This is a genomic window from Exiguobacterium sp. s28 (assembly GCF_018618135.1).
GTDB classification, from domain to species: Bacteria; Bacillota; Bacilli; order Exiguobacteriales; family Exiguobacteriaceae; genus Exiguobacterium; species Exiguobacterium mexicanum_A.
In genome coordinates this window covers 1-23,703 of the sequence record NZ_JACSLL010000018.1, presented here as the reverse complement: position 1 = coordinate 23,703, position 23,703 = coordinate 1, and the positions used below count along the sequence as shown (strand labels likewise).

At 50.5% G+C, this 23,703-nt stretch carries 24 protein-coding genes and 1 rRNA gene; 1 reads left to right on the top strand and 24 read right to left on the bottom strand.

Going from position 1 to position 23,703, the window contains the following annotated elements; all coding sequences use genetic code 11:
- The 14 genes from KNP78_RS14470 to metG form a co-directional block, all read right to left on the bottom strand.
- Positions 1-1,548: a polysaccharide biosynthesis protein gene (locus KNP78_RS14470; protein WP_214825176.1), complete on the bottom strand. Its 1,548-nt coding sequence runs from the start codon at positions 1,546-1,548 to the stop codon at positions 1-3.
- Positions 1,532-5,056 (bottom strand): transcription-repair coupling factor, encoded by a 3,525-nt coding sequence (mfd, locus tag KNP78_RS14465; RefSeq protein ID WP_214825173.1) that lies wholly within the window; start codon positions 5,054-5,056, stop codon positions 1,532-1,534. Before mfd ends, KNP78_RS14470 begins: the two co-directional genes overlap by 17 nt.
- Before the next feature lie 46 nt (positions 5,057-5,102).
- Positions 5,103-5,660 carry an aminoacyl-tRNA hydrolase gene (gene pth / locus KNP78_RS14460; RefSeq protein ID WP_034781796.1) on the bottom strand — a complete coding sequence of 186 codons (558 nt, stop codon included), beginning with the start codon at positions 5,658-5,660 and terminating at the stop codon, positions 5,103-5,105.
- 55 nt (positions 5,661-5,715) lie between these two features.
- Entirely contained in the window at positions 5,716-6,672 is a 957-nt protein-coding gene (locus KNP78_RS14455; RefSeq protein ID WP_021065746.1) for a ribose-phosphate diphosphokinase, read from the bottom strand.
- A 45-nt stretch (positions 6,673-6,717) separates the two neighbouring features.
- Positions 6,718-8,073: a bifunctional UDP-N-acetylglucosamine diphosphorylase/glucosamine-1-phosphate N-acetyltransferase GlmU gene (glmU, locus tag KNP78_RS14450; RefSeq protein ID WP_214825170.1), complete on the bottom strand. Its 1,356-nt coding sequence runs from the start codon at positions 8,071-8,073 to the stop codon at positions 6,718-6,720.
- 185 nt (positions 8,074-8,258) lie between these two features.
- A complete protein-coding gene (gene spoVG / locus KNP78_RS14445; RefSeq protein ID WP_034781793.1) occupies positions 8,259-8,558 on the bottom strand; it encodes a septation regulator SpoVG in 300 nt (99 codons plus the stop codon).
- Between the two features lie 135 nt (positions 8,559-8,693).
- The gene (gene purR / locus KNP78_RS14440; RefSeq protein WP_114165389.1) at positions 8,694-9,518 is read right to left on the bottom strand and encodes a pur operon repressor; all 825 of its coding nucleotides are present in this window, start codon (positions 9,516-9,518) and stop codon (positions 8,694-8,696) included.
- 73 nt (positions 9,519-9,591) lie between these two features.
- A complete protein-coding gene (gene ispE / locus KNP78_RS14435) occupies positions 9,592-10,455 on the bottom strand; it encodes a 4-(cytidine 5'-diphospho)-2-C-methyl-D-erythritol kinase (RefSeq protein WP_214825168.1) in 864 nt (287 codons plus the stop codon).
- Positions 10,456-10,555: 100 nt separating this feature from the next.
- Positions 10,556-10,792 (bottom strand): Veg family protein, encoded by a 237-nt coding sequence (locus KNP78_RS14430; protein ID WP_021065751.1) that lies wholly within the window; start codon positions 10,790-10,792, stop codon positions 10,556-10,558.
- Between the two features lie 82 nt (positions 10,793-10,874).
- Positions 10,875-11,753 (bottom strand): 16S rRNA (adenine(1518)-N(6)/adenine(1519)-N(6))-dimethyltransferase RsmA, encoded by an 879-nt coding sequence (gene rsmA, locus KNP78_RS14425; protein WP_214755102.1) that lies wholly within the window; start codon positions 11,751-11,753, stop codon positions 10,875-10,877.
- A complete protein-coding gene (gene rnmV, locus KNP78_RS14420) occupies positions 11,750-12,310 on the bottom strand; it encodes a ribonuclease M5 (RefSeq protein ID WP_131438088.1) in 561 nt (186 codons plus the stop codon). The genes rsmA and rnmV overlap by 4 nt, the downstream gene beginning before the upstream one ends.
- Positions 12,303-13,589 (bottom strand): 3D domain-containing protein, encoded by a 1,287-nt coding sequence (locus KNP78_RS14415; RefSeq protein ID WP_251128574.1) that lies wholly within the window; start codon positions 13,587-13,589, stop codon positions 12,303-12,305. The genes rnmV and KNP78_RS14415 overlap by 8 nt, the downstream gene beginning before the upstream one ends.
- A gap of 17 nt (positions 13,590-13,606) precedes the next feature.
- On the bottom strand, positions 13,607-14,374 hold the full coding sequence (locus tag KNP78_RS14410) for a TatD family hydrolase (RefSeq protein ID WP_214825162.1): 768 nt from the start codon (positions 14,372-14,374) through the stop codon (positions 13,607-13,609).
- 53 nt (positions 14,375-14,427) lie between these two features.
- On the bottom strand, positions 14,428-16,389 hold the full coding sequence (metG, locus tag KNP78_RS14405) for a methionine--tRNA ligase (RefSeq protein ID WP_214825159.1): 1,962 nt from the start codon (positions 16,387-16,389) through the stop codon (positions 14,428-14,430).
- A 329-nt stretch (positions 16,390-16,718) separates the two neighbouring features.
- On the opposite strand from metG, the gene KNP78_RS14400 reads away from it, so the two are divergent.
- A complete protein-coding gene (locus KNP78_RS14400; protein ID WP_012727742.1) occupies positions 16,719-17,012 on the top strand; it encodes a transition state genes transcriptional regulator AbrB in 294 nt (97 codons plus the stop codon).
- A 16-nt stretch (positions 17,013-17,028) separates the two neighbouring features.
- On the opposite strand, the gene rsmI is transcribed toward KNP78_RS14400, so the two are convergent.
- The 10 genes from rsmI to rrf form a co-directional block, all read right to left on the bottom strand.
- Positions 17,029-17,898: a 16S rRNA (cytidine(1402)-2'-O)-methyltransferase gene (gene rsmI / locus KNP78_RS14395; protein WP_214709874.1), complete on the bottom strand. Its 870-nt coding sequence runs from the start codon at positions 17,896-17,898 to the stop codon at positions 17,029-17,031.
- Positions 17,870-18,148, bottom strand: a complete 279-nt coding sequence (locus KNP78_RS14390; protein WP_034781773.1) for a GIY-YIG nuclease family protein — start codon at positions 18,146-18,148, stop codon at positions 17,870-17,872. The genes rsmI and KNP78_RS14390 overlap by 29 nt, the downstream gene beginning before the upstream one ends.
- Positions 18,141-18,875 carry a tRNA1(Val) (adenine(37)-N6)-methyltransferase gene (locus tag KNP78_RS14385; protein WP_034781771.1) on the bottom strand — a complete coding sequence of 245 codons (735 nt, stop codon included), beginning with the start codon at positions 18,873-18,875 and terminating at the stop codon, positions 18,141-18,143. The genes KNP78_RS14390 and KNP78_RS14385 overlap by 8 nt, the downstream gene beginning before the upstream one ends.
- A 65-nt stretch (positions 18,876-18,940) precedes the next feature.
- Positions 18,941-19,276, bottom strand: a complete 336-nt coding sequence (gene yabA, locus KNP78_RS14380) for a DNA replication initiation control protein YabA (protein WP_034781768.1) — start codon at positions 19,274-19,276, stop codon at positions 18,941-18,943.
- Between the two features lie 23 nt (positions 19,277-19,299).
- Positions 19,300-20,130 (bottom strand): PSP1 domain-containing protein, encoded by an 831-nt coding sequence (locus tag KNP78_RS14375; RefSeq protein ID WP_034781766.1) that lies wholly within the window; start codon positions 20,128-20,130, stop codon positions 19,300-19,302.
- A 6-nt stretch (positions 20,131-20,136) separates the two neighbouring features.
- Positions 20,137-21,129 carry a DNA polymerase III subunit delta' gene (locus KNP78_RS14370; RefSeq protein WP_214825156.1) on the bottom strand — a complete coding sequence of 331 codons (993 nt, stop codon included), beginning with the start codon at positions 21,127-21,129 and terminating at the stop codon, positions 20,137-20,139.
- A 17-nt stretch (positions 21,130-21,146) separates the two neighbouring features.
- Positions 21,147-21,476, bottom strand: coding sequence for a cyclic-di-AMP receptor (locus KNP78_RS14365; RefSeq protein WP_029594397.1), 330 nt, complete (start codon positions 21,474-21,476; stop codon positions 21,147-21,149).
- Positions 21,476-22,114 carry a dTMP kinase gene (gene tmk, locus KNP78_RS14360; protein WP_034781763.1) on the bottom strand — a complete coding sequence of 213 codons (639 nt, stop codon included), beginning with the start codon at positions 22,112-22,114 and terminating at the stop codon, positions 21,476-21,478. The genes KNP78_RS14365 and tmk overlap by 1 nt, the downstream gene beginning before the upstream one ends.
- Before the next feature lie 2 nt (positions 22,115-22,116).
- Positions 22,117-23,538 carry an aminotransferase class I/II-fold pyridoxal phosphate-dependent enzyme gene (locus tag KNP78_RS14355; RefSeq protein WP_233005511.1) on the bottom strand — a complete coding sequence of 474 codons (1,422 nt, stop codon included), beginning with the start codon at positions 23,536-23,538 and terminating at the stop codon, positions 22,117-22,119.
- Positions 23,539-23,623: 85 nt separating this feature from the next.
- Positions 23,624-23,703 (bottom strand): 5S ribosomal RNA (gene rrf, locus KNP78_RS15855); the annotation flags it as partial.

Sequence of the window (23,703 nt, the reverse complement as noted above, 5' to 3'; positions counted from 1 at the left end):
TCAGTTCTCCTTTTTCTCTAGCAGATTGATGAGACGACCTCCGAACGGGATCATTTCCCACTCGTCTATCGTCAAGATTTGTTCTTTCCATAACCGCCAGACATAACTGCCAGCCCCGACTACGAGCATAAAGCCGAGCCAAGCGAGAGCATCGAGACGATTTGGCAGCCAGTTCATTATGATGACATTCAAACCGAACAAGACACCCCCCATTGGCGCCACCGTTTTGATGAGACGCCCATAGTGTCGAAATCGGAGCATGCCAAGCGGAATGATTTGATCGAGCCGATTGAAATTGAAGGCGGCCATCGTTAAAAAGGCAAGGGATGTCCCGAGGGCAGCCCCTTCGATGCCATAGGGAGGGACGAGCCACAGATTGCTGACGAGTTTGACACCGATCGCGAGGATCATACCGACAGCGGCCGTCCGTTCCCGGTCAATCGCCTGTAGGCACGTCATACTCGCCACGGCAAGCGAAGCAGCAAACGTACTTGTCGCCAACAGAACGAGTGCCATTGTCCCAGCGGCATTTTCGAATAAGGCAATGTTTAATGGAAGCATGACACCCATCAAGCCGATGGTCGCCGCTGCGGCGACTGTCGTCGTCACACGGATCATCGAGCTGAGTCCGGATGACGTCGCCTCGACACGACCAGCCCGGTAATGGCGCACCAAATTTGGCACGTTCGCCATCCCGAGAGCCGTCGTGAAAAGAATCGCAAATTGAACGAGCGGATAACCTCGGTCAAATACCCCTTTCCCGACTTTCGCGGCGTAGTCTCCACCCATCAGATTGACAATCGTGAATGAGTCGACGAGCTGCATCCATAAAATCCCGAGCGAGGCGAAGCCAACGGCAAAGCCGGTCGTCAGCAAAATACGAAGGACAGACCGCAACGTCGCACGTTGGACCGGGACGACCCGCAGCTTCTTCGTCCACAACGATAAGATGATAATCGCAACCACACCTCCGACGAGCGTCGCCGCGTACGCGTACCGGCTCAGCGTATAGGCGTCTTGTCCAAAGCGGACACCAATCAACAGAGCGACGAGCAGAACTGTGACACGGACAAGGTTCTCGAGCACTTGCGAGATGGCGCTCGGCCTTAAGTCATCGACCGATTGGAACGAACCGCGGAGCACCGCCAACGCGGGCATAAGCAAATAGCTGAGGCTGATCACGCGTAACGTCGGTGCGAGCTGCATGTCACCGAGAAGACGGGCAATCGCCGGTGCGAGCATCCACATCGCGACGACAAGGGCGAAGCCGAGGCCGAGTAAGACATAAAAACTCCCCCACAACACCTCGAGCTTGCGTCTCGGCCCTTGGGCCCCGACACCAATTTTCGCAATCACGACCGGCATCGCATACATGCCGAGCGAGGCGACGATCGCAGCAAACGGGTATACCGTCTGATAGGCGTATAAGCCAAAGTCTCCCGCGATGTTTTGGTACGGGACCCGATAAGCGAAGCTGATGAATTTTGAAAGATAGCCCGCAAGCGCAAATAAGATGACCCCGGTCGCAAATTTACTTGGCGACCGCATGGGCCAACCTCTTCACAAGCTCCTCAAGTACCGTATCGGCATCGTTCAACAGTTCGATGACCGGCATCCTGCCGCTAAGCGACAACTTGAGAGCACCGTTGTCTTGACCGACGCCAAGTTTCCGACCGAGCGGCATCGTCCACTCCATGAACGACGGCACGTCGAGCGCTGTCGTCGATTCGAGCGACAATACCATCTCAATGCGACCCGGCGTCTGTTTGATGCGGGCCACTTTCGCCATTTCCCCATAAATGCGCAGACGCGTCAGTTGGATGAGGAGGGCGACAGGCTCCGGGAATTCCCCGAACCGTTCGATCAACTCGTCTTGGAGGGCGAACAGCGCCTCTGGTGTATCGACATATTTGAAGCGTTTGTACATCTCGATTTTCAATTCGCTGTCTGACAAATACTCGTCCGGGATATACGCGTCCGCTTGGAACGCAATCTCCGGTTTGAAGACGACATGTTTCGCCTGGCCGCGCATCCGGTCTTTCCGTTCTTCGATGGCTTCGGACAACATTTGCGAGTATAAGTCGAATCCGACCGAATCGATGAACCCGGACTGTTGGGCCCCGAGCAGATTGCCGGCACCGCGAATCGATAAGTCGCGCATCGCAATCTTGAACCCGCTCCCGAGCTCCGTGAACTCCTTGATGGCCTGTAGCCGGCTCTCCGCGACCTCGGTTAAGCGTTTATCTTTCCGATACGTGAAGTAGGCGTAGGCGATTCGGTTGGAACGACCGACACGACCGCGCAACTGGTACAACTGTGACAGCCCCATCTTGTCCGCATCGTGGACGATGAGCGTGTTCACGTTCGGAATATCGATGCCGGTCTCGATGATCGTCGTCGAGACGAGCACGTCGGCCTCTCCTTCGAGGAAGCTGATAAGCTGGCTCTCGAGTTCAGTCTCGGTCATCCGACCGTGTGCCGTCGCAATGCGTGCTTCCGGTAACAAAGCGCGAATCTCTTCAGCCTTCCGCTCGATTCCTTCGACCCGGTTATAGAGGAAGAACGCCTGCCCGCCTCGCGCGAGTTCACGCTCGAGTGCCTCACGCAAGACGATACCGTCGTATTCCATGACGTACGTCTGCACCGGGTAGCGGTTCTCCGGCGGTGTCTCAAGCACTGACAAGTCCCGAATCCCAATCATCGACATGTGGAGCGTCCGCGGGATTGGTGTCGCCGTCAGCGTCAAGACGTCGATATTTGTCTTCAACTGTTTGAGCCGTTCTTTATGCTTAACCCCGAAACGTTGCTCTTCATCGATGATGACGAGTCCGAGGTCGGCGAACGTCACATCTTTCGACAAGACGCGGTGCGTCCCGACGACGACGTCAATCGTCCCTTCTTTCAAGCCTTTTTTCGTCGCCGCCATCTCGCTTTTCGAGCGGAAGCGGCTCATGACGGAGACGTTGATTGGAAACTCACTGAACCGTTCGAGCATCGTCTCGTAGTGCTGTTGTGCGAGTACGGTCGTCGGCACGAGGAACGCGACTTGCTTCCCAGCGAGCACAGCTTTGAACGCGGCTCGAATCGCCACTTCCGTCTTTCCGTAACCGACATCGCCACAAAGGAGACGGTCCATTGGCCGTGATCGTTCCATATCGGCTTTGATTTCGGCGATGGAACGGACCTGGTCTTCTGTCTCCGCATACGGGAACGAGCTTTCAAACTGACTCATCTCTTCGTCATCACCTGGGAACGCATAACCGACGGACGCTTCCCGCGCCGCATACAACTTGATCAGCTCGTCGGCGATATCTTCGACCGATTTGGCGACTTTCGATTTGACCTTCTTCCACTCGGTCCCACCGAGTTTATAAATCTTAGGCTCTTTACCTTCGGCCCCGACGTACTTTTGGACGAGATCGATTTGGTCGACCGGGACGTAGAGCGCATCGTCACCGGCATAGACGAGATGTAAGTAGTCTTGATGAATGCCGCCGACTTCAATCGTTTTGATGCCTAGGTATTTCCCGATCCCGTGATGGATGTGGACGACGTGGTCGTTCGGCTTCAACTCTTGATAACTTTTAATCCGTTCGGCGTTCGTCAAATTCTTCGTCTGTCGTTTCCGCTTCGTGACGCGTTTGAACAGCTCTTCTTCGGAGACGACGACGAGGCGACTCGTCGAGAGCTCGAATCCGCCCTCGATTTGTCCAATCATGATGTGGACGTGACGCGGCAACAACTCGCCGTCCACATTTGTGAACGTTGACGAGATGCCATAGTCTTCAAGCAATGCTACCACCTTGTCGGCCCGCGTTTGATCCCCTGCTAAGAAGACGAGACGATGGTCACCTTGTTGCCAACGTTCGACTTCTTGCTTCAGCAAGTGCATCTGCCCGTGAAACGCCGGGAGCGGACGGCAACTGAGGTGGACCGTGTTCGTTTCCGGAATCCCCGACCGTCTCGACGGGAGGAGCGAGAACGCCACTTGCTTCAAATCACGAAACACTTTATGCATCGGAACGGCAAGCGTATAGTTGCTGACGGATTCCCCGCGTTCGATGAGCGACGAGAACCATTCGGCTTCCTCGCGATCTTGCACATCGGCGGCGTCTTCAATCCGGGCCACTTCATCTAAAATCAAGACAGCATCCGGTCCGACATAGTCGAGGAGTGTCGAGCTATATAGCAGCGGCGTGTACTTTCCAACTTTTTCGGGCGCCTCACCTCGACCGAACTGTTCGATGTCCCGGGCAATCCCGTCCTCAAGTGCTTGACGAATCGTCTCCGTCTCAATCAACGAGAGCGTCCGATCATATTGACGTTCGAGTGCCTGTCCAGCTTTTTTCAATTGTTCTGTCGAAGCGATAAACTCGGTCGCCGGGGGAATGACCGCTTCGGCGACGACCCCTAGTGAGCGTTGTGTCTCAGCATCAAACGTAAAAATCGAATCGACCTCGGTGTCGAACAAATCGATGCGATACGGACGCGCCTCCGTGAGCGGATAGACATCTAAAATGCTGCCGCGGACGGAGAATTCACCCGGTGCGGTGACGGTAGCCGTTCGTTCATATCCGAGCGTGATCAGCGTCTCAGCAAACGGCTTCAAATCAAGCTCTTGACCTGGTTTGATGACTCGATGGCTTGTCCGCCAGTCCGTCGGGCTCGGGATAAAGCGACGTAACCCACCGAGTGGCACGACAAGGACGCCTCCCGTTTCGTCAAGGAGACGTGTTCGAGCTTCAATCCGTGCGGCAAGAAGTTCTGGGCTCGATGTGAGTGACAGTTCTCCAGCGAGCGTCTCATCGATCGGATAAAGCAATGTTTGACTCGGGCCGACGAGCGACTCGAGCTGATCGTACATTTTTTGGGCTTGGTACATGTTATGTGTGACGACCACGAGACGTCGGGGCGAATTTTTCGCCAAACCTGCCAACACGAGCGCTTTGGCACTCGTCGTCAATCCGGTGACGAGTTGACGATCAACTTTTGGCAACCGCTCCCGAATCACATTCGTCTCAGGCAATGCCAACATGAATTTCTCTAAAGCATTCATTTTGATTTCCTCCACCTCATACGACAAAAAAGGGTACGTTGACCCTTTAGTTATATCGATTCATGAGCGCGATCCATTCCGTGTCCACAAAATCAGTCGCGGCGGACACCGCTTGATCGAGCGTATCATTCAATTCTGGCATATCTTCTTTCCGGTAGTTCATGAGCACCCAATCGACGACTTTAATCGGATGCGGCGGACGACCGATGCCGAGTTTCAGACGTTTGAAATCTTGGGTTCCCAGGTGTTGAATCAGCGACTTGATGCCGTTATGTCCACCGGCACTGCCTTTCGGACGGAATCGCAGTTTCCCTGGCACCATGTCCAAGTCGTCATAAATGACGAGCAAGTCATCAATCTCAATCTTATAATAATCTAAAATCGGACGTACCGACTCCCCTGATAGATTCATGTAGGTGAGCGGTTTGACGAGGACGACACGTTCTCCATTGATTCTTCCCGTTCCGATCAATGCTTTAAACTTGGCTTCATCAAGTTGAATCCCATGTTTGTCAGCTAAGCGATCAATCGCTAAAAAACCGACGTTGTGACGGGTCATCTCATACTTTTTGCCTGGATTCCCGAGGCCGACGATACATTTCATCTTATTCCTCCTGAACAAAAAAGCCCAAAGGCGAACGCCTTCGGGCCTCGTTTTTTTAATCGAACAGCGTGCTCACCGATTTGTGCTCGTGGACACGCATGATCGCTTCCCCAAGCAAACGGGCAACCGACATCTGCTTGATTTTGCTCGAACATTCGCGACCTTCTAAATCGATCGTGTTCAAAACGACGAGTTCTTTGATTGACGAGTTGTCGATCCGTTCCATCGCCGGTCCAGATAAGACTGGGTGTGTACACGAGGCGTACACTTCTTTTGCACCAGCTTGGACGATGGCATCGGCCGCGAGCGTGATTGTTCCAGCTGTATCGATGATGTCATCGATCAAGATGGCCGTCTTGCCTTCAACGCTGCCGACGATGTTCATGACTTCAGCCACGTTCGCTTCAGGACGACGCTTGTCGATGATGGCGATTGGAGCCTTCAAGCGTTCGGCAAGCTTACGGGCACGCGTGACGCCACCGTGGTCCGGTGAGACGACGACAATGTCTTTCGCTTTAAATTCATCTGTCTCAAAATACGTCGAGATGAGTGGAACACCTAATAATTGGTCTACTGGGATATTGAAGAAACCTTGGATTTGAGCAGCATGCAAGTCCATCGTGATTAAACGCGTGGCACCTGCAACCGTCAATAAATCAGCGACAAGTTTCGCTGTGATTGGCTCACGTGAGCGCGCCTTGCGGTCTTGGCGAGCGTAACCATAGTATGGCATGACCACGTTAATCGTCCGAACCGATGCTCGTTTCAACGCATCAATCATGACGAGTAACTCCATGAGCGTTTCGTTCACCGGTGAGCTCGTCGATTGAATGATGTACACATCATCGCCTCGCACGCTCTCCTCGATGTTGATGTAAAGTTCTCCGTCGCTAAACCGCTTCACTTGGCAATCGCTGAGCGGGATGCCAATTTCCTTGGCAATCTCTTCGGCGAGTGGGCGGTTTGAGTTTAAGCTAAATAGGCGAATTTCACGTTCATATACAGTAGACATGTTTAGGATTCTCCTCCATCGTTTTCCATAATAATAGGCAGCAACTTATCGTTTCGTGTAACCTTCTTTATTCGTTTGGCGTTCGCGTGCAATCGCAAGCGCCTCTTCAGGAACGTCATCCGTGATCGTCGAACCGGCTGCTACGATTGAGCCTTTTCCGACTTTCACCGGAGCAATCAAGTTCACATTGCAGCCGACGAAGGCATCGGCTTCGACGACCGTTTCGAACTTGTTCTTGCCGTCATAGTTGACCGTGATCGAGCCACAGCCGAGGTTGACGCGTTCCCCGATCGAAGCATCTCCGATATAGCTGAGATGTGATGCTTTCGCACCGTCTCCGAACGTTGATTTTTTGATTTCCACGAAGTTACCGACGCGCGTATTCGCGCCGAGGACTGCTTGTTGACGAAGGTGGGCGAACGGCCCGACCTGTGCTTCAGTTCCGACACGGCTGTCACTCACGACCGATTGACGAACCGTCGCACCGTCTTTGATGACGCTATTGCGGATATCTGAATTAGGACCAATCACGCACTCTGAACCGATAATCGTTTTCCCGAGAATGACCGTCCCTGGATAGATGATCGTATCCGAACCGATGACGGCATCTGGTGAGATGTATGTCGAAGCTGCATCCATGAATGTGACACCTTCACGCATGAGGCGTTCGTTCGTCCGCTTGCGCATGACCGCTTCAGCTTGTGAAAGAGCGACACGGTCGTTGACGCCGATCGTTTCATCGAATGTCGGCGCCGTGTGTGCTGCCACGACTTCGCCTGCTTCTTTCGCAATCGAGATGACGTCCGGCAAGTAGTACTCACCTTGGGCGTTGTTGTTCCCGACTTGCTTCAATGCATCAAACAAGAGCTCGTTATCGAACACGTACGTGCCTGTGTTGATTTCACGGATTTCTAGTTCAGTGTCAGACGCATCTTTATGCTCGACGACTTTTGTGACGTTTCCGTCTTCCCCACGGATGACGCGACCATATCCTGTCGCATCGTCAGCGATGGCTGTCAGCACTGTCACTTTCGCTTGCTGGGCTTCATGATGAGCCAACAGCGCCTCGAGCGTTTCCGCTGTCAACAGTGGCGTGTCGCCGCAAACGACGAGCGTTGCGCCCGGTTTACCCGCGAGTTCGCTTTCTGCCATCTGCACTGCATGACCTGTCCCGAGCTGTTCTTCTTGGACCGCATATTCCACGCGTGAGCCCAACGTCTCTTGTACCGCTTCAGCCCCATGGCCGACGATGACGATTTGACGACTGACCCCGATTTTGTCGAGTTGATCGACGACGTGTTCGACCATCGGTTTTCCGAGGACCGGATGAAGCACTTTATATAGCTTCGACTTCATGCGGGTCCCTTTACCTGCTGCCAAAATGACTGCAAAACGATCCATTCTTGATTCGCTCCTATCTCATATCGACTGTAATGTACTCAATTGTTCGGTTTTCTTCTACATTCAAATCTTATTTACACCGTATCTACTATATCGAAACCGTGACGTGGTTTCAACCGTTGTAACCATTCGTAACCAATGAAACGTAAAAAGGCAGCGGAAGGGTCCCCATCCGCTGTCAAAGATTACTCATTCATGGCATTGTATCGTGCTTGCGTCTCGGCAATAGCGACGTCCTCTTGGCCGTACGCCTCTAGAACAGCCGCCTCGACTTTTTGACGCATATCTCCATTAATCGGGTGAGCGATATCGCGGAAAATCCCTTCTGGCGTCCGCTTGCTCGGCATCGCTACGAAAAGACCGGTACTCCCTTCAATGATTCGAAGATCGTGTACCACAAATTCATGGTCGAGTGTAATGGAGGCCAGTGCCTTCATTCTACCTTCCGTCGCGACTTTGCGAATTTTTACGTCTGTGATCTGCATGTTTCGCATCCCCTTTTCATCGTTGTCTAGACCGTGGTGTACCTTCTAAAAGGTTGAGATGATTCCAAGCGAACCGATTGACTTCGTACGAATCTTATACCCTTTCATCATAAAACGAAATCAAATTTTTGCCAATCACTTTAAGAACTGTTCGACGTTTCCTCGCGAAATGGTGACGAGTCCTTCATCCGAATCGACGTTCGTCAATTTCATCAAACTGACGTATTCGCTTACCATTTTCTTCTCGGCGCCTTCCGCTTCCATGAGGACACCGACACCCGCGAGGTTCGCCTCGAACTCATTCAAGAGACTCATCATCCCGCGAATCGTACCGCCCGCTTTCATGAAATCGTCAATCAACAAGACGTTCGCGCCACGCGGCAAGCTGCGACGAGCGAGCGCCATCGTGCGAATCGCCTTTGATGAGCCTGATACGTAGTTGATGCTGACCGTCGAACCTTCGGTGACACGACTGTCAGAACGAACGATAACGAACGGGACACCAAGTTGCTCGGCGACAGCGTACGCGAGCGGAATCCCTTTTGTTGCGATCGTCATGACGACGTCAACTTTACGATCGGCGAACACAGAGGCGAAGACTTGCCCCATCGGCTTCACTTGACGCGGGTTCCCGAGGACATCTGTCAAATAGAGATAGCCTCCCGGAAGCAACCGTTCCGGTTTCGACAATTGCTCACATAGGCCGTCGATCATCGAGAGCGACTTTTCCTTGCTCCAGCCTGGAATGAACATGACGCCGCCGGCTGCCCCTGGCACTGTGACGAGTTTTCCCGTGCCATCATGCGAAAGCATTTCACTGACGATGACCAAATCTTCACTGATGGATGATTTGGCTGCTTTATAACGACTCGAAAACATCGATAATGAGACGAGCTGGTGTGGATGGTCCAGCAAATAACGGGTCATATCGACAAGACGACCACTTCTACGAATTTTCATACGGATTCCCCTTCACTTCTTCAATAATAGACGAATGTTCTAAACAGAATATATCATTCTCATTCGTCTTTGTTCAATGTTTTTTGCCGAGAATCCGAACGACGAACACTTCAGGACAAAATCCCTTCAGTCCATTATAGACACGATGTGCTTTTTGCTCGTGCTCAATCAATGCGAATACCGTTGGACCGCTGCCGCTCATGAGGACACCATCCGCTCCGCAGTGCAGCATCGTCTCTTTGATTTGGCGAACTTCCGGATGAAGTTCGAGCGTGACCGCCTCGAGGGCGTTCCCTAAGTTTACACAGATGCCATCAAAATCCCGATCCCGAATCGCCGTGACCATCGCCTCGGTGTTTGGATGCACAATCTTCTCCATCTGCACGGCACGATAGACGTCAGCCGTCGACACTCCGATTTTCGGCTTCGCCAATACGACGTAGCACGGCGGCGGTGACGGAATCGTCTCCAGCTGTTCGCCGCGTCCGCGCGCGATGGCTGTTCCTCCCATGACACAAAACGATACGTCCGATCCGACGGCGGCTCCGAGTTCGGCCAACTCTTCTAACGACAGGCCAAGGTCGAACAATTCGTTCATACCCCGAAGTGTCGCCGCCGCATCGCTCGAGCCGCCAGCTAACCCTGCCGCCACTGGGATTTGCTTATCTAATACAATTTCGACACCCTGTTTGATATTGAATCGCTTCCGTAACAGCTCAGCCGCACGATAAGCCAAATTTCGATGGTCGTTCGGCACGTAGGCATGCTCGGACTGAATCCGAATCTCATCTGTATCGAGCACAGTCAATTCTAACCGGTCCGATAAGTCTACTGTCGTCATTACCATTTCCACTTCATGATAGCCATCTGTCCGCTTCCCAAGGACATCGAGCGTCAAGTTGATTTTTGCCGGCGCTTTCACACTGATCGTGCGCATATCGTTCACCCTTCCCATGTATCTCCTGTTCGCCATTGTACCGTAAACGAGCGCACAAAAAAAGAAGCAGCTGCCAATGCATCCGCCCCTCATTTATCGTTCAATTACTGAATTCAATTTTAACTGTATCCGTTAGGACATCAGCGTAGCTATATGAGACACGTTCCACGTTATGATGGTCTTCATCCAATTTGACGACGAACACCGCGGGATACGTCTCAACGAGCGTTCCAAACCGAGTAACGACTTTCTTACGACCGCCGTTTGCTTTCAACGTCAATCGTTCTCCAACATGCGATTCGAGTTTCTGTCTGATTTCTTGCAACGTCTTTGGCATACGCTTCACCTCACTGTTACAAGTATAACACATTCAAAAACAAAAATAAAGATTAATATTATATCGATTCGTTATCCGGTCGTCAACTGTTTTTAAGTGGTAAAATTGTGTCAGCTAACCGTGCAAACTCCTCAAGCGAAAGCGTTTCGCCTCGCCGTTTCGGATCGATTCCAGCTTCACTTAAAAACTGTTCGATTTCCATTTTTTTGTCTTTCCCGAGGTGATTCGTCAAGTTATTTAAGATCGTTTTTCGACGTTGTGCGAAACTGGCCCGGGCAAGCTCGAAGAAGAAGGCTTCATCTTTCACGTCGACCGCCGGTTTGGGACGCATCTTCAACGTGATGACCGCTGAATCGACGTTCGGGGCCGGCATGAACACGCTTTTTGGAACAATAAAGCTCACGTTCGCCTCCGCGTAATATTGGATCGCAATCGAGAGAGAGCCGTATGCTTTCGTCCCAGGCTTCGCTCCAATGCGCTCGGCAACTTCTTTTTGAATCATCATGACGAGTGAACGGAACTTGATTTGGCTTTCCAGTAAGCGCATGATAATCGGCGTCGTCACATAATACGGCAAGTTCGCCACAACCGAGATGTCTTCGATTCCTTGACTGAAAAACTCACGCTCGACGATGTCTTGAATATCGAGCTCGAGGGCATCGCCGTGGATGACATGCACATGTGGATAAGGAGACATCGTATCTTCCAGAATCGGAAGCAGACGTTGGTCGATTTCGAGGGCGACGACCTTTTTAGCCCGCTTGGCAGACTGTTCCGTCAATGACCCGATGCCGGGACCGATTTCAAGAACCCCGCTCGCTTCGCCCAACTCAGCTGCATCCACAATCTTGTTCAAAATATTTAAATCAATTAAAAAGTTCTGCCCAAGCGACTTTTTGAAAGAGAAGCCGTGACGTTCTAGAATTGATTTCGTGCGTTGGATTGTTGCAATGTCTTTCAATGATTTTCCTCCTCTAACTGAGCCAGTGCCCGTTCCCATTCCTCAATCGTGACCCGTAACGCTTCCACGCGCTTTACAAACTGTTTGGCGTTCGGTTCACCGATTCGGAGTAACACGCCGAGCCGTTTACGACGGCGCGCAGCGTCCGCTCCGCCAATCAAATCGGCTTCGAGCACCATCTGGCGGGTGACGAGCGGCATGTCAGTCTCAACTCGCTGTTCATACACCGCTTCGAGTACACGGCGAATCGTTGCCGGTGAAGCATGCTCGACCCCAATCTTGCCACGTTTATCTTTCGCTTCGGCCCGAGGTAAATAGGCATGCTTACATCCTTTAACCTGCTCCTCGACGATGGCCCGGATTCGGTCACCCGGGTAGTCTGGGTCCGTCAAAATGATAACGCCGCGCGTTTCTTGGGCGCGTTTGATTCGTTCGATCGTCTGTTTCGAGACGGCAGATCCGTTCGTTTCAATCGTATCGACGTCATATACTTCTTGAAGCCGCGTCGTGTCATCTCGACCTTCGACGACAATCACCTCTTGTATTTTTTCACCCATCATCGTTTCCTTCTTTCTCTTCTTGCTTCGGGATAACCCAAATCGTGAGCGGCTGACGCCCAAACGTTACCGCTTCTTCTTTCGTGTCCATCATCAAGTCAATTTTATGACCTTTGATCGCACTGCCTGTATCTAAAGCAATCGCCATGCCAAACCCTTCAACGTACACACGTGTGCCAAGAGGAATAATAGCGGGGTCGACAGCAATGATTCGCATCCCTTCATACAAAATCGTATCCGTCACATCATAACCACTACGGGTCAGAACCCTGTCATCAAATGTGACCGTGTCTTCTGCATTGTTCGTATACGCGGTCGCTTCGACGAGAAGTTGTTTCGCGGAAGTGAAGTCCAGCGCATCCTCGGCACGAGGTGTCTCTTCAATCTTAATCTCCGCCTCGTCTCGAAACGGACTCGACGGTTCGGTCGTGGCGGTCGTTTCTTGATTCGTTGCCGGTTCGATCTCCGGTTTGGCCACGACTTTCGTCCCACGTTTAATGATTTGAGGGCGTACGCTTTGTAGCGTTTCCACGCTCGTTTCGGTCCGATTTGTAATTGTACCATTTTCCACTGTCAGTGCATACCGCGTCCGTTCGAGTCCCGGGATGCCGACTTGCACAACTTCGGTCTCTCCAAGTTCGAGCGTATCGTCCTCTTCCATGACGATTTCAAATGGGATGAGACGACTCTCATATTGTACGACGTCTCGACTCACATTGACGCTGATGGTCATTCCATCCCGTACCGGTGTCGTGAGAGCCGGGACGACCGTATCTTGGTCAGAAACCGCCACATTCGCCTCCAGTAACGCCTGTTCGACAGTTTGAGCCATCGTATACAAGGTCTTCGCCTCGTCCCCGACGATGACATCGAGGGCGACGACAGGCTGGTAGCGAATCGTCATCCCTGATGTGACCGGTGCACGTACGCCCGGGTACACGTCGTCTCCTTCGCGTACACTCACTCCATAACGAAGCAACACGTCTTTGACGGTCCGTTCACGCGTCTCGATCGTCTCGACCTGGCCATAACCGATTTGAAGCGAGACGGTACGAGCTCGTTCGATATGAATCACTCGATCCGTCGGGACGTCGGCACTTAAAGCGGGAGTCACCATATCCGCCTCGTCGATCACGATACCGGTCTCGTCAAGCACTTCTAGCACCGAATCGCCGCGGCTTTCATGCACGGTTGTCACGCCGTCGTCGACGATGGTGATCGGTTCAGGCTGCATCGCCATATAGGCGAACACTGCCGTCGCTACGACACCAATACTCAAGATGATGCGCCTGAACATCATGGGAGACGGAATAGGCGCTTCGCATTGGCTGTCGTTGCTTCAGCGAGCGCGTCGTAGGACATGTCACGTAGCGATGCAATCTCTTCGGCGACGTACGTGACGTAAGCGGGTTCGTTCCGTTTACCACGGAACGGCGTCGGCGTTAAATACGGGCAGTCCGTCTCGACAAGGAGCCGATCGAGCGGGACTTGTTGCGCCACCGCCTTCGGGACTTTAGCGTTTTTGAACGTCACCGGTCCTCCGAGAGAGATGTAGAAGTTCAAGCGCAGACAGCGTTCCAACAATTCGACAGACATGCTGTAACTATGGAACACGCCGCCTACCTCTTCGGCATGTTCTTCCTCTAAAATATCGAGCACGTCGGCTGTCGCTTCCCGATTATGAATCACGATGGGCATGTTCGTCCGCTTCGCGATAGCGATCTGCTGCCGGAACACGCGTTGTTGGACATCTTTCTCCGACTTGTCCCAATGGTAATCGAGACCGATTTCCCCGAGCGCCATCACTTTCGGATGAGCCATTAACGTCTCGATTCTCTTCAAATCAGCCGCCGTACAATCGACGGCATCAACCGGATGCCACCCAACGATGGCATAGATATCCTCATACGTTTCCGCGAGCTCGATTGCCCGCGTGATGGTCGGGTTATCGAATCCGACGACGAGCATCGGGGAAACGCCCGCGGCACGAGCCCGCTCGATCGTCGCCTCGACATCCTCATTGAACTGCTCGGCATTGATATGGGTATGCGTATCAATCAACATGGTGCTTCCTCCTTATATAGACAAAGAGGGAGACCGAAGTCTCCCCCAAACGATTATTTGACGACGGCCCCGTTCGGCATATTCTCAGATACGGTCGCAAGCTCAAGCTTACCGTCTTTATCAGCCGCTAAAATCATCCCTTGTGACAACTCGCCACGTAGTTTGACCGGCTTCAAATTGGCGACGACGATGACTTTCTTCCCGACCAAGTCTTCTGGCGCATACCATTCGGCAATGCCTGAGACGATTTGACGTGTCTCGCTACCAAGGTCGACTTGAAGCTTCAACAGCTTCTTCGCCTTCTTGATTTTATCGGCCTCGACGATTTGACCGACACGGAACTCGACTTGGTCAAAGACGTCAATCGTGATTTCTGGACGGACGTCCTCATCCTCAGCATCGCTCGCCTCCACTTCGGCTTCCTCGACACGTGCTTTCGATGCTTGACGCATCATTTCCTGAATTGCATCGATCTCTTCTTTTACATCACGACGTGGGAAAATCGGTGTCCCGTCGGTGACGACCGCTCCATCGAAGGCCGCAAACGTATCGAGCGCTTCCCATGACATGTCTTTCCCTTCAAGACCGAGCTGGCGGAACATCTCTTTTGGTGCCCGTGTCATGAACGGTTGAATCATGACCGCCACATGGCGAAGTACGCCGGCCAGATGCGTCATCACGGATGCGAGTTCACCACGCTTCGCTTCGTCCTTCGCAAGGACCCACGGTTGCGTCTCATCGATATATTTATTGGCACGGCTCACGAGTTGCCAAATGCTTGTGAGCGCGACGGAAAACTCCATGTGTTCCATGGCCGCTTCCGTCTTCTCTGTCGTCTCGTTGACGACTTGAAGCAACGAGGCATCGAACGCTGTTACATTGCCCGCATAAGCAGGAATTTCGCCATCAAAATACTTCTTAATCATGGCCACGGTCCGGTTGAGCAGGTTTCCGAGGTCATTGGCAAGGTCAAAATTCAAGCGATCCACAAACGCTTCCGGTGTGAACGTGCCGTCCGCTCCGAATGGAACTTCACGAAGAAGATAGTAGCGGAGTGAGTCGAGTCCGTAGCGATCGATGAGTGGAATCGGATCGACGACATTGCCTTTCGATTTCGACATTTTGCCGTCTTTCATGAGCAACCAACCATGGGCGAAAACTTGTTTCGGTAATGGAAGGTCAAGCGCCATGAGCAACGCCGGCCAAATGATCGTATGGAACCGGACGATTTCTTTTCCGACCAAGTGCACGTCGGCTGGCCAATAGCGGTTGAACAACTCGTCGTTGTCCGACCCATAGCCGAGGGCAGAGATGTAATTCGTGAGAGCATCGACCCATACATACACGACGTGTTTCGGGTTCGATGGCACTTGGACACCCCAGTCAAACGTCGTCCGTGAGACGGCCAAGTCTTGGAGGCCCGGTTTCAAGAAGTTGTTGATCATCTCGGTTTTGCGCGATTCTGGCAAGATGAAGTCAGGGTGCGACTCGAAGTACTCGATTAAACGATCGGCGTACTTGCTGAGACGGAAGAAATAGCACTCTTCGCGTACAAGCTCGACCGGGTGACCGCTGTCAGGGCTCTTCCCATCAACGAGCTGTGACTCCGTGTAATACGTTTCATCAGGGATCGAATACCACCCTTCGTATTCACCGAGATAGATGTCATCGTTTTTCAGAAGCGTCTCGAATACGTGCTCGACGACGGCCTTGTGGCGGGCATCGGTCGTACGAATATAATCATCGTACGAGATTTCAAGACGGTCCCATAACACCTTGATGTCTTTAACGACTTCATCGACAAACGCTTGCGGCGTCACGCCAGCTTCTTTCGCTTTTTCCTGAATCTTTTGACCGTGCTCGTCTGTCCCCGTCAAATAACGGACGTCAAATCCTTTCAGACGCTTATAACGTGCGATTGCATCGCCAGCCACCGTCGTATAGGCGTGACCGATGTGTAGTTTGGCACTCGGATAGTAAATCGGAGTCGTAATATAAAAAGTAGGCTTCGCCATTGTATGTTCTCCATCCTTTCGACATTTGCAATTTCCATTATACACGGTTCGACAAAAGAATTTCCAAACCAATTGTTTGGAATTATTTTGTTATTACCTCATAAAAAATGTTCCAAAAAAACCCTTTCTTTGTTTCATGTCCTAACTTTCGGGGAATTTTAGGTATATATCGTTCTCATATTGCCAATTTTCGAAAATGTAGATTTCCAATAGTAAGCAGTTGACTGCAATTGGAAAGTTTAGTATGCTTTTTGCTGTAGTAACATTGTCGAATTTTGACGACTCATGTCACCAAGAGATTTCGACACCATTGGAGGAGGAAACACAAAATGAAATCTACAGGTATCGTACGGAAAGTTGATGAGCTCGGTCGTGTCGTCATTCCAATCGAATTGCGCCGCACACTCGGGATCGCTGAGAAAGACGCTCTTGAAATCTACGTCGACAACGATCAAATCGTGTTGAAAAAATACAAACCGAACATGACTTGCCAAGTGACGGGCGAAGTATCGGATGACAACTTCAAGTTGGCTGACGGTAAATTGATCCTTTCACCAGAAGGCGCACAACGCGTTCTCGTCGAGTTGAAAAACATGCTCGAAAACTACTACAGCGAAGAGTAAGCAAGGAATTCCTTGCTTACTCTTTTTTGTCGACTTGATGATAGGCGTCGTACACCTCGCCACGTGATAAACCGCGCTCTTTAGCGACTTGTTTGATAGCGGCGTTCGGCTTCAATCCGTCTTCGATATAACGATCGACGTGTTCGAGCGGCGATAACGCCTCCCACCAATCGTGTGTCGGTGCTATTTCCGTCGAACCAGCCACCATGACGACGAACTCACCACGTACCTCACCTTCACACCAAACAAGCGCTTCTTCTACCGTCCCGCGTAAAAACTCTTCAAACGTTTTCGTCAACTCTCGTCCGAGAACGAGTTGCCGATTGCCGAACGCGTCCTGAATCCCGGTCAGCATCTCTTTTAACCGATGTGGCGCTTCATAAAAAATGATGGTGCCCGGTTCATATTGCAAAGAAGATAACACATCGAGCCGCTCTTTCTTTTTACGTGGCAAGAATCCGTAATACAAAAACCGCTCGGTCGCAAGACCAGAGGCGACAAGAGCCGTCAACGCCGCGTTCGCTCCAGGGAGCACGACGACAGGGAGCTTCGCTTCAATGGCCAACCGCACGAGGTCACTCCCCGGGTCCGAAATCCCCGGCATGCCCGCGTCTGAGACGACGGCGACTGATTTGCCGGCCTCGATATCTTCGATTAAGCGCGGGCCACTCACGTGCTTATTGTGCTCATGGTAGCTGACTAGTTTCGTCTCAATGCCGAAATGGCGACAGAGCTTCATCGTTTGGCGTGTGTCTTCGGCCGCGATCAAATCGACTTCTCCTAGAATTCGAACCGCTCGATACGTCATGTCTTCTAGATTTCCAATCGGCGTCGGCACAACATAGAGCGTGGGCCCATCAGTCTGATAACTTTTCTGTGAGTTCATTACTCGTTCCCTCCATCAATTGCTGTTTTTGAGCCCGAGTGAGTTGTTTAATGGACCATTCGTACTGCATGGCTTCACGTTTGGTCGCAAACGACCTGACATATCGTAACGTCACCGGGAGACGCGCTCGCGTATATTTCGCACCTTTACCGCTGTTGTGCACGTCCATCCGCTTATCTACATCCGTCGTATATCCGGTATAGTATGTGCCATCGCTACACTCGAGAATATAGGCAAAGTGCTTACGCATCGAGGATGGCCCGCATGTCGCTCGTATACGTGTCATCTTCCTCATAAACGACAAACGGAGGTAAGATTGTGAGCCCTGCCTTTCCATCTTTCGACCCCTCTATTAAAAGTGTATTTGCGTCTCGGCCTTGTTTCGGGTAAACGAGTTGCATTCGTTTCGGTTCAATCCGATACGCCCGCATGAGCGTTAGAATATCGAGTAATCGCTCCGGTCGATGGACGAAGGCTACCTTCCCACCCGGTTTGACGAGTTGACTGGCTGAGCGGATACAGTCTTCTAACGTGCAAAGCACTTCATGACGTGCAATCGTATGATGTTCATTTTGATTACGGAGCGAAGTTTCGTTTGCTAAAAAATAAGGTGGGTTGCACGTGACAACGTCATAACGAGCATGCCCTAGTACGCTGGTCGCATGTTTCACATCGCCTTCAAGGATGTGCAGTCTGTCACTTAAATCGTTAACGGCAATGCTTCGATTCGCCATATCAACGAGACGGGGCTGGATTTCAAGTCCTGTCACCGTTCCTTTCGTCCGATACGATAAAAAGAGCGGAATAGCCCCCGTACCGGCGCATAAATCAACGAGTCTTCCTTTTTGAATCGGGACCCACACAAATTCAGCCAGCAACACCGCATCCAATGAAAACGAAAATACATCATCACTTTGAATGATTTTTCCGGGACGTCCTAACAAATCATCAAGACGTTCACCTTGTTTTACAGTCACGCCATTTCCCTCCTACATAACGTACAAAGGCGACGGACGAGTATATACCCGTCTATCGCCCCTTATTAATGTTTATTTAGCATTGACATACAGAAGAGACAATCCCCGTCTTTCCTGACTTGTCCATAGTGCAAATTGCAGATATGAAACCCTTCTTGGTATAACGCCGCCAAGTTATTTTGTCCTTTTCCAGACAAGGCAATTTGAGGATCTCCGTTAGGTGTCTCGACTTCTGCGAGTTGTTCTACTTTTTCGCGCAGATGATGGTTCTCGAGATACATGTGTTGGTTTTCTTCGAGCAAATAGGCGAGTTGCTCTTTGAGCACCCCTAAATGCTCCGTCAACAATTGCATCTGTTGCTCGATCGCATCGACCCGCATCATGACTTCCTTTTTATCCATTCTTTCCACTGCTCAGCACCCCATCACTGTTTCGACGGTTTTCGTTTGACTGCACCGACTTCGACGAGTTCGTCGATTGTATACGTCACAACACGGGTCCGATCATTCAACTCGACTTGAATCAATTGATCCAAGATGTTGAGACCGATGACACGTCCGTCACCTTCTGGAATTTTGATTCGTTTTCCGACGTCTGGCAAATCCCGCTTTAATTCTTCATACGTATCGTTCTCGTATTTTAGACAGCACATGAGACGACCGCATACACCGGAGATCTTGTTCGGGTTCAAGGATAGGTTCTGATCCTTGGCCATCTTAATGGATACCGGTTCAAATTCCCCTAAGAACGAGGAGCAACACAACACACGGCCACAAGGTCCGATTCCGCTCAGCAGTTTCGCTTCATCTCGAACCCCGATTTGGCGAAGCTCGATTCGAGTCCGAAACACACTCGCTAAATCTTTAACGAGCTCACGGAAATCAACACGGCCTTCTGCCGTGAAATAAAAGATGACTTTATTACGATCGAATGTATACTCAACATCTACTAACTTCATCTCAAGTCGATGTTCACGAATTTTTTCTTCACAGACGGCGTGAGCGTCAAAAGCGGCCAATCGATTATCTTGCACGATTTCGGCATCTTTTTGATCAGCGACACGAAGGATTGTCTTTAGCGGTAAAACCACTTCGTCTTCACCTAGTTGTTTACCAACTTGGACGATTTCACCGTACTCGATGCCTCGTACCGTCTCTACGATGACATGGTCCCCACGTTCAAGCGTTGCTTCGCCTGGTGAAAAGTAATAGATTTTTCCCGCTTCTTTAAAACGGACTCCGACTACTTCAAGCACGCTCTCCTATCCTTTCTGCAAATCGAACGTTAACCGTTCGAACGTTAATTGAGGATTGACGTTTGCCTCTAGTCGTCGAATCGCCTCATGGACAGATTCAATAGCATGGACGATTTTATGAACCGGACGATCTTTTACAAACGCGGTATATAGCGCTTGTTCTTTCGTAAACAACTCCGGGACATAGTCTGTTCGCACTTTGAAGTGGAGCGCTTGCTCCAACCAATTTCCGAACAGCTCGAGACCGACTCGCAATTCATTCCGCCCTTTAAAATGACCGAGCCATTTTTCTTGGGCGAATAAAAGCAATTCTTGCGGGCGTTTTGTCAATACTTCAACTAATTGTACCACTAGCCCATACGCCTGTACAAACCAGTCGTTGTGAAGCGCCTCACGCGCGTCTTCGAATTTCGGATATGTCTCTAAAGCAAGACGCGCTAAATCGCTCGTACATTGCACGTCTGCGACCAACGTTTCCACAAGCCGTTCTCGATCAATCGGTCGGAATACTAAATGCTGAGCTCGCGAACGAATCGTCGGTAAGAGAAGTTGTGGCTGAGTTGTTACCAAGATGGCTAGTTTCCCTACACCTGGCTCTTCAAAGAACTTCAATAGGCTGTTGGCGGCTTGTGGCGTCATCTTATGGGCTTGGTGAATCACATACACTTGACGGTCACCTTCTGCACCACGTAAAGACAAGTCACTCAATAACTGTTGCACCTGTTCTTTCTTAATGCTGGCTCCATCCGGTTCGACTTCCATGTAGTCGACAAGGTTTCCCGAATCCATTCGTCTACAGTTTCGACAGTTACCGCAGGGTTCTACCCCGTCAGGCGACTCGCAAAAAAGGGATTTCGCAAACAGCTGTGCCGTTTCAATCAAGTACGGTTCATAGTCACCTGAAAAGATATATGCATGACCGACCTTTTGAGCAACGATCGAGTTTTCAATCACTTTCGCAATAACCGTTTGAGATTTTGATAACTCCTGAAAACTCATGTCCGTGACCGTCCCCATTAAAACTGATGAAATCCTTCAATCGGCAAGACAAACACAGTCGCTCCGCCAACTTGGACTTCTACAGGATAAGGAATGTATGAATCAGCGTGTCCACCCATCGGTGAAATCGGCGTGATCATTTGATCCCTGCTCGAGCAGTTTGATTTGATTAACGCAAGTAGGTCATCTAACCGCTCTTTCGGTACACCAATCATAAACGTGGTGTTTCCTTCTTTCAAAAAACCTCCCGTTGTGGCTAATTTCGTTGCACGGAAGTCCTCTTCAATCAAAGCATCTGATAAGCGGGCACTGTCCTTATCATGTACAATCGCGATTACCATCTTCATCATTGCATCACTCCTCTTTCTTTTAATCGTTCTAACGTAATATCTAACACTTCATCCTGAATGGTTTCAATCGAGGCGTTCGCATCAATACGTACCATTCGTTCTGGATGTTGCTCTAATAATATTTGAAATCCTTCGTATACGCGTTGATGGAAAGACTCATCACGGCTCTCGATTCGATCTAATTGGCCTCTATCTTTCATGCGATGGCTCGCTTGATCCGGGGTCAAGTCAAAGAGAAACGTCAAATCTGGTTTGATCCCAGCAGTCGCCCAGTCGTTTAACGACAAAATTTGTGACAAATCATATTGGAGCCCATAGCCTTGATACGCAATCGAGGCATCCACAAATCGATCACATACGACAACTGCTCCACGGTGGAGAGCCGGTCGAATCACTTGATCAATGTTTTGAGCTCGGGATGCGGCATAGAGCATCATTTCGACTCGAGGCGTCATCTCATCATGTTCTGGCGAGAGCAAGACTTCTCGAATACTGTTTCCGACCTTCGTTCCCCCTGGCTCTCGGGTGACGACCACTTCATACCCTTGTTCAGTCAATGACTGAACTAACAATTGTAGCTGTGTTGTTTTCCCAGAACCATCTGGTCCTTCCACAGTAATAAACATACCTTTCACGCTTAAAACTCCTCTACGATAACATCAATTTGTTTCATCATAACATGTCTACTTGCCTGCAGGTTCCGTCCTAATGAAATCCATTCATTCAAAACTCGGATTTTCTCGTCTGTGATGACTTCTCCTCTTAGAATCCAAGGAATCCCAGGCGGATACGGAATAACGGTCTCTGCCGCAACAGAACCAATCGCTTGCTCAAACGGTAGACGTTCAATATCAGCGTCGTCCGATATAGAACGCAACAACGAAACGCGTTCAGTCATCGGGTAAGGATAGATTGTCTCATCTTCAACAATGAGCGGGACGTGCTGCGATGCATTTTTAATCAGTTTGACCCAATGTTGAATCTCTTGGCTTTTTAATTCCCTTAACGGCAAGCAGAATAACACGTGATCTTCTGCAGCCAGTTCCACGTCAATACCGATTGACGCTAAATGCTGGCTAAAGATCAGACCATTTTTAGGGTATGTTAACACAGTCATCTTGGTGAAGTCATCGCCCACTTTGATTGAAAACCCAGCACGTCTCATTTCCATGATGAATGAAAAATGACTCGTTTGAATATGAGTCCAATCTCGGTCACTCAAGTTTTCGAGGTACTCTCGGGCGTAATCAAGCGAGGCCATAATCAAGTAAGATGGGCTAGATGTTTGGAAAGATGAAAGCGCATGAAAGAGACGCTTTTCATCGATTTCTTCTTTATAGTGAATCCATGCCCCCATCGTGAGAGCGGGCAATGTTTTGTGGGCTGATTGTACGACTGCGCTAGCCCCCTCGAAGATAGCTGATCGCTTTGGAAATGTAGGATGAATCAAATGAGCGCCGTGTGCTTCATCTACTAATAGGGGAATATTTAACGGACGCAAGTAAGCACTGATTTGCTGAATGTTTGCCATGTCTCCGTAATAAGTGGGAGACGTTAGGAGAAGCGCTTTTCCTCCTGGATACTGCAAGACAGCATCCTGAATTGTTTCTAGTGAAATGACAGTAGGCAAACTACTTCCTCTGTCTAATTCCGGTGTGAGTAAAATCGGTTCTAGACCAAGCCACTCAATGGCGTTCCAAACCGATTTGTGGGAATTACGTTGTACATACACTCGTTCTCCACGCTTTACGGTTGCTGCTAATAGACTCCAATTCCCTGCAGTAGAGCCATTTACCAACCATTTACTTTTACTCTGGTAAAGGGATCCTAATGCCTTTTCACCTTCTAAAATAATACCTTCCGCATGGTGTAAATCATCCAAGTGACCAAGCTCTGTTAAGTCATATGGCATAATTTTTTGGAAGGCCGTCGGAAGCTTTTCATCTCTCACCGTTCCATTGTGATGGCCAGGTACATGAAAAGAAACCCGTCCTTCTCGCACATGTTGCTCAAGCGTCTCCATAAATGTAAAAGGATTATGTTTAGGTTTTCGAGTCATTTAGACACCTTCCCATCCGAATTAAATACGACATATATATACAAAAAGAGACGACCAAGCGGATGCTTGATCGTCTTTCGCGTTGGCCTGGCAACGTCCTATCCTCACAGGGGGAGACCCCCAACTACTTTCGGCGCTGAAGCGCTTAACTTCCGTGTTCGGCAT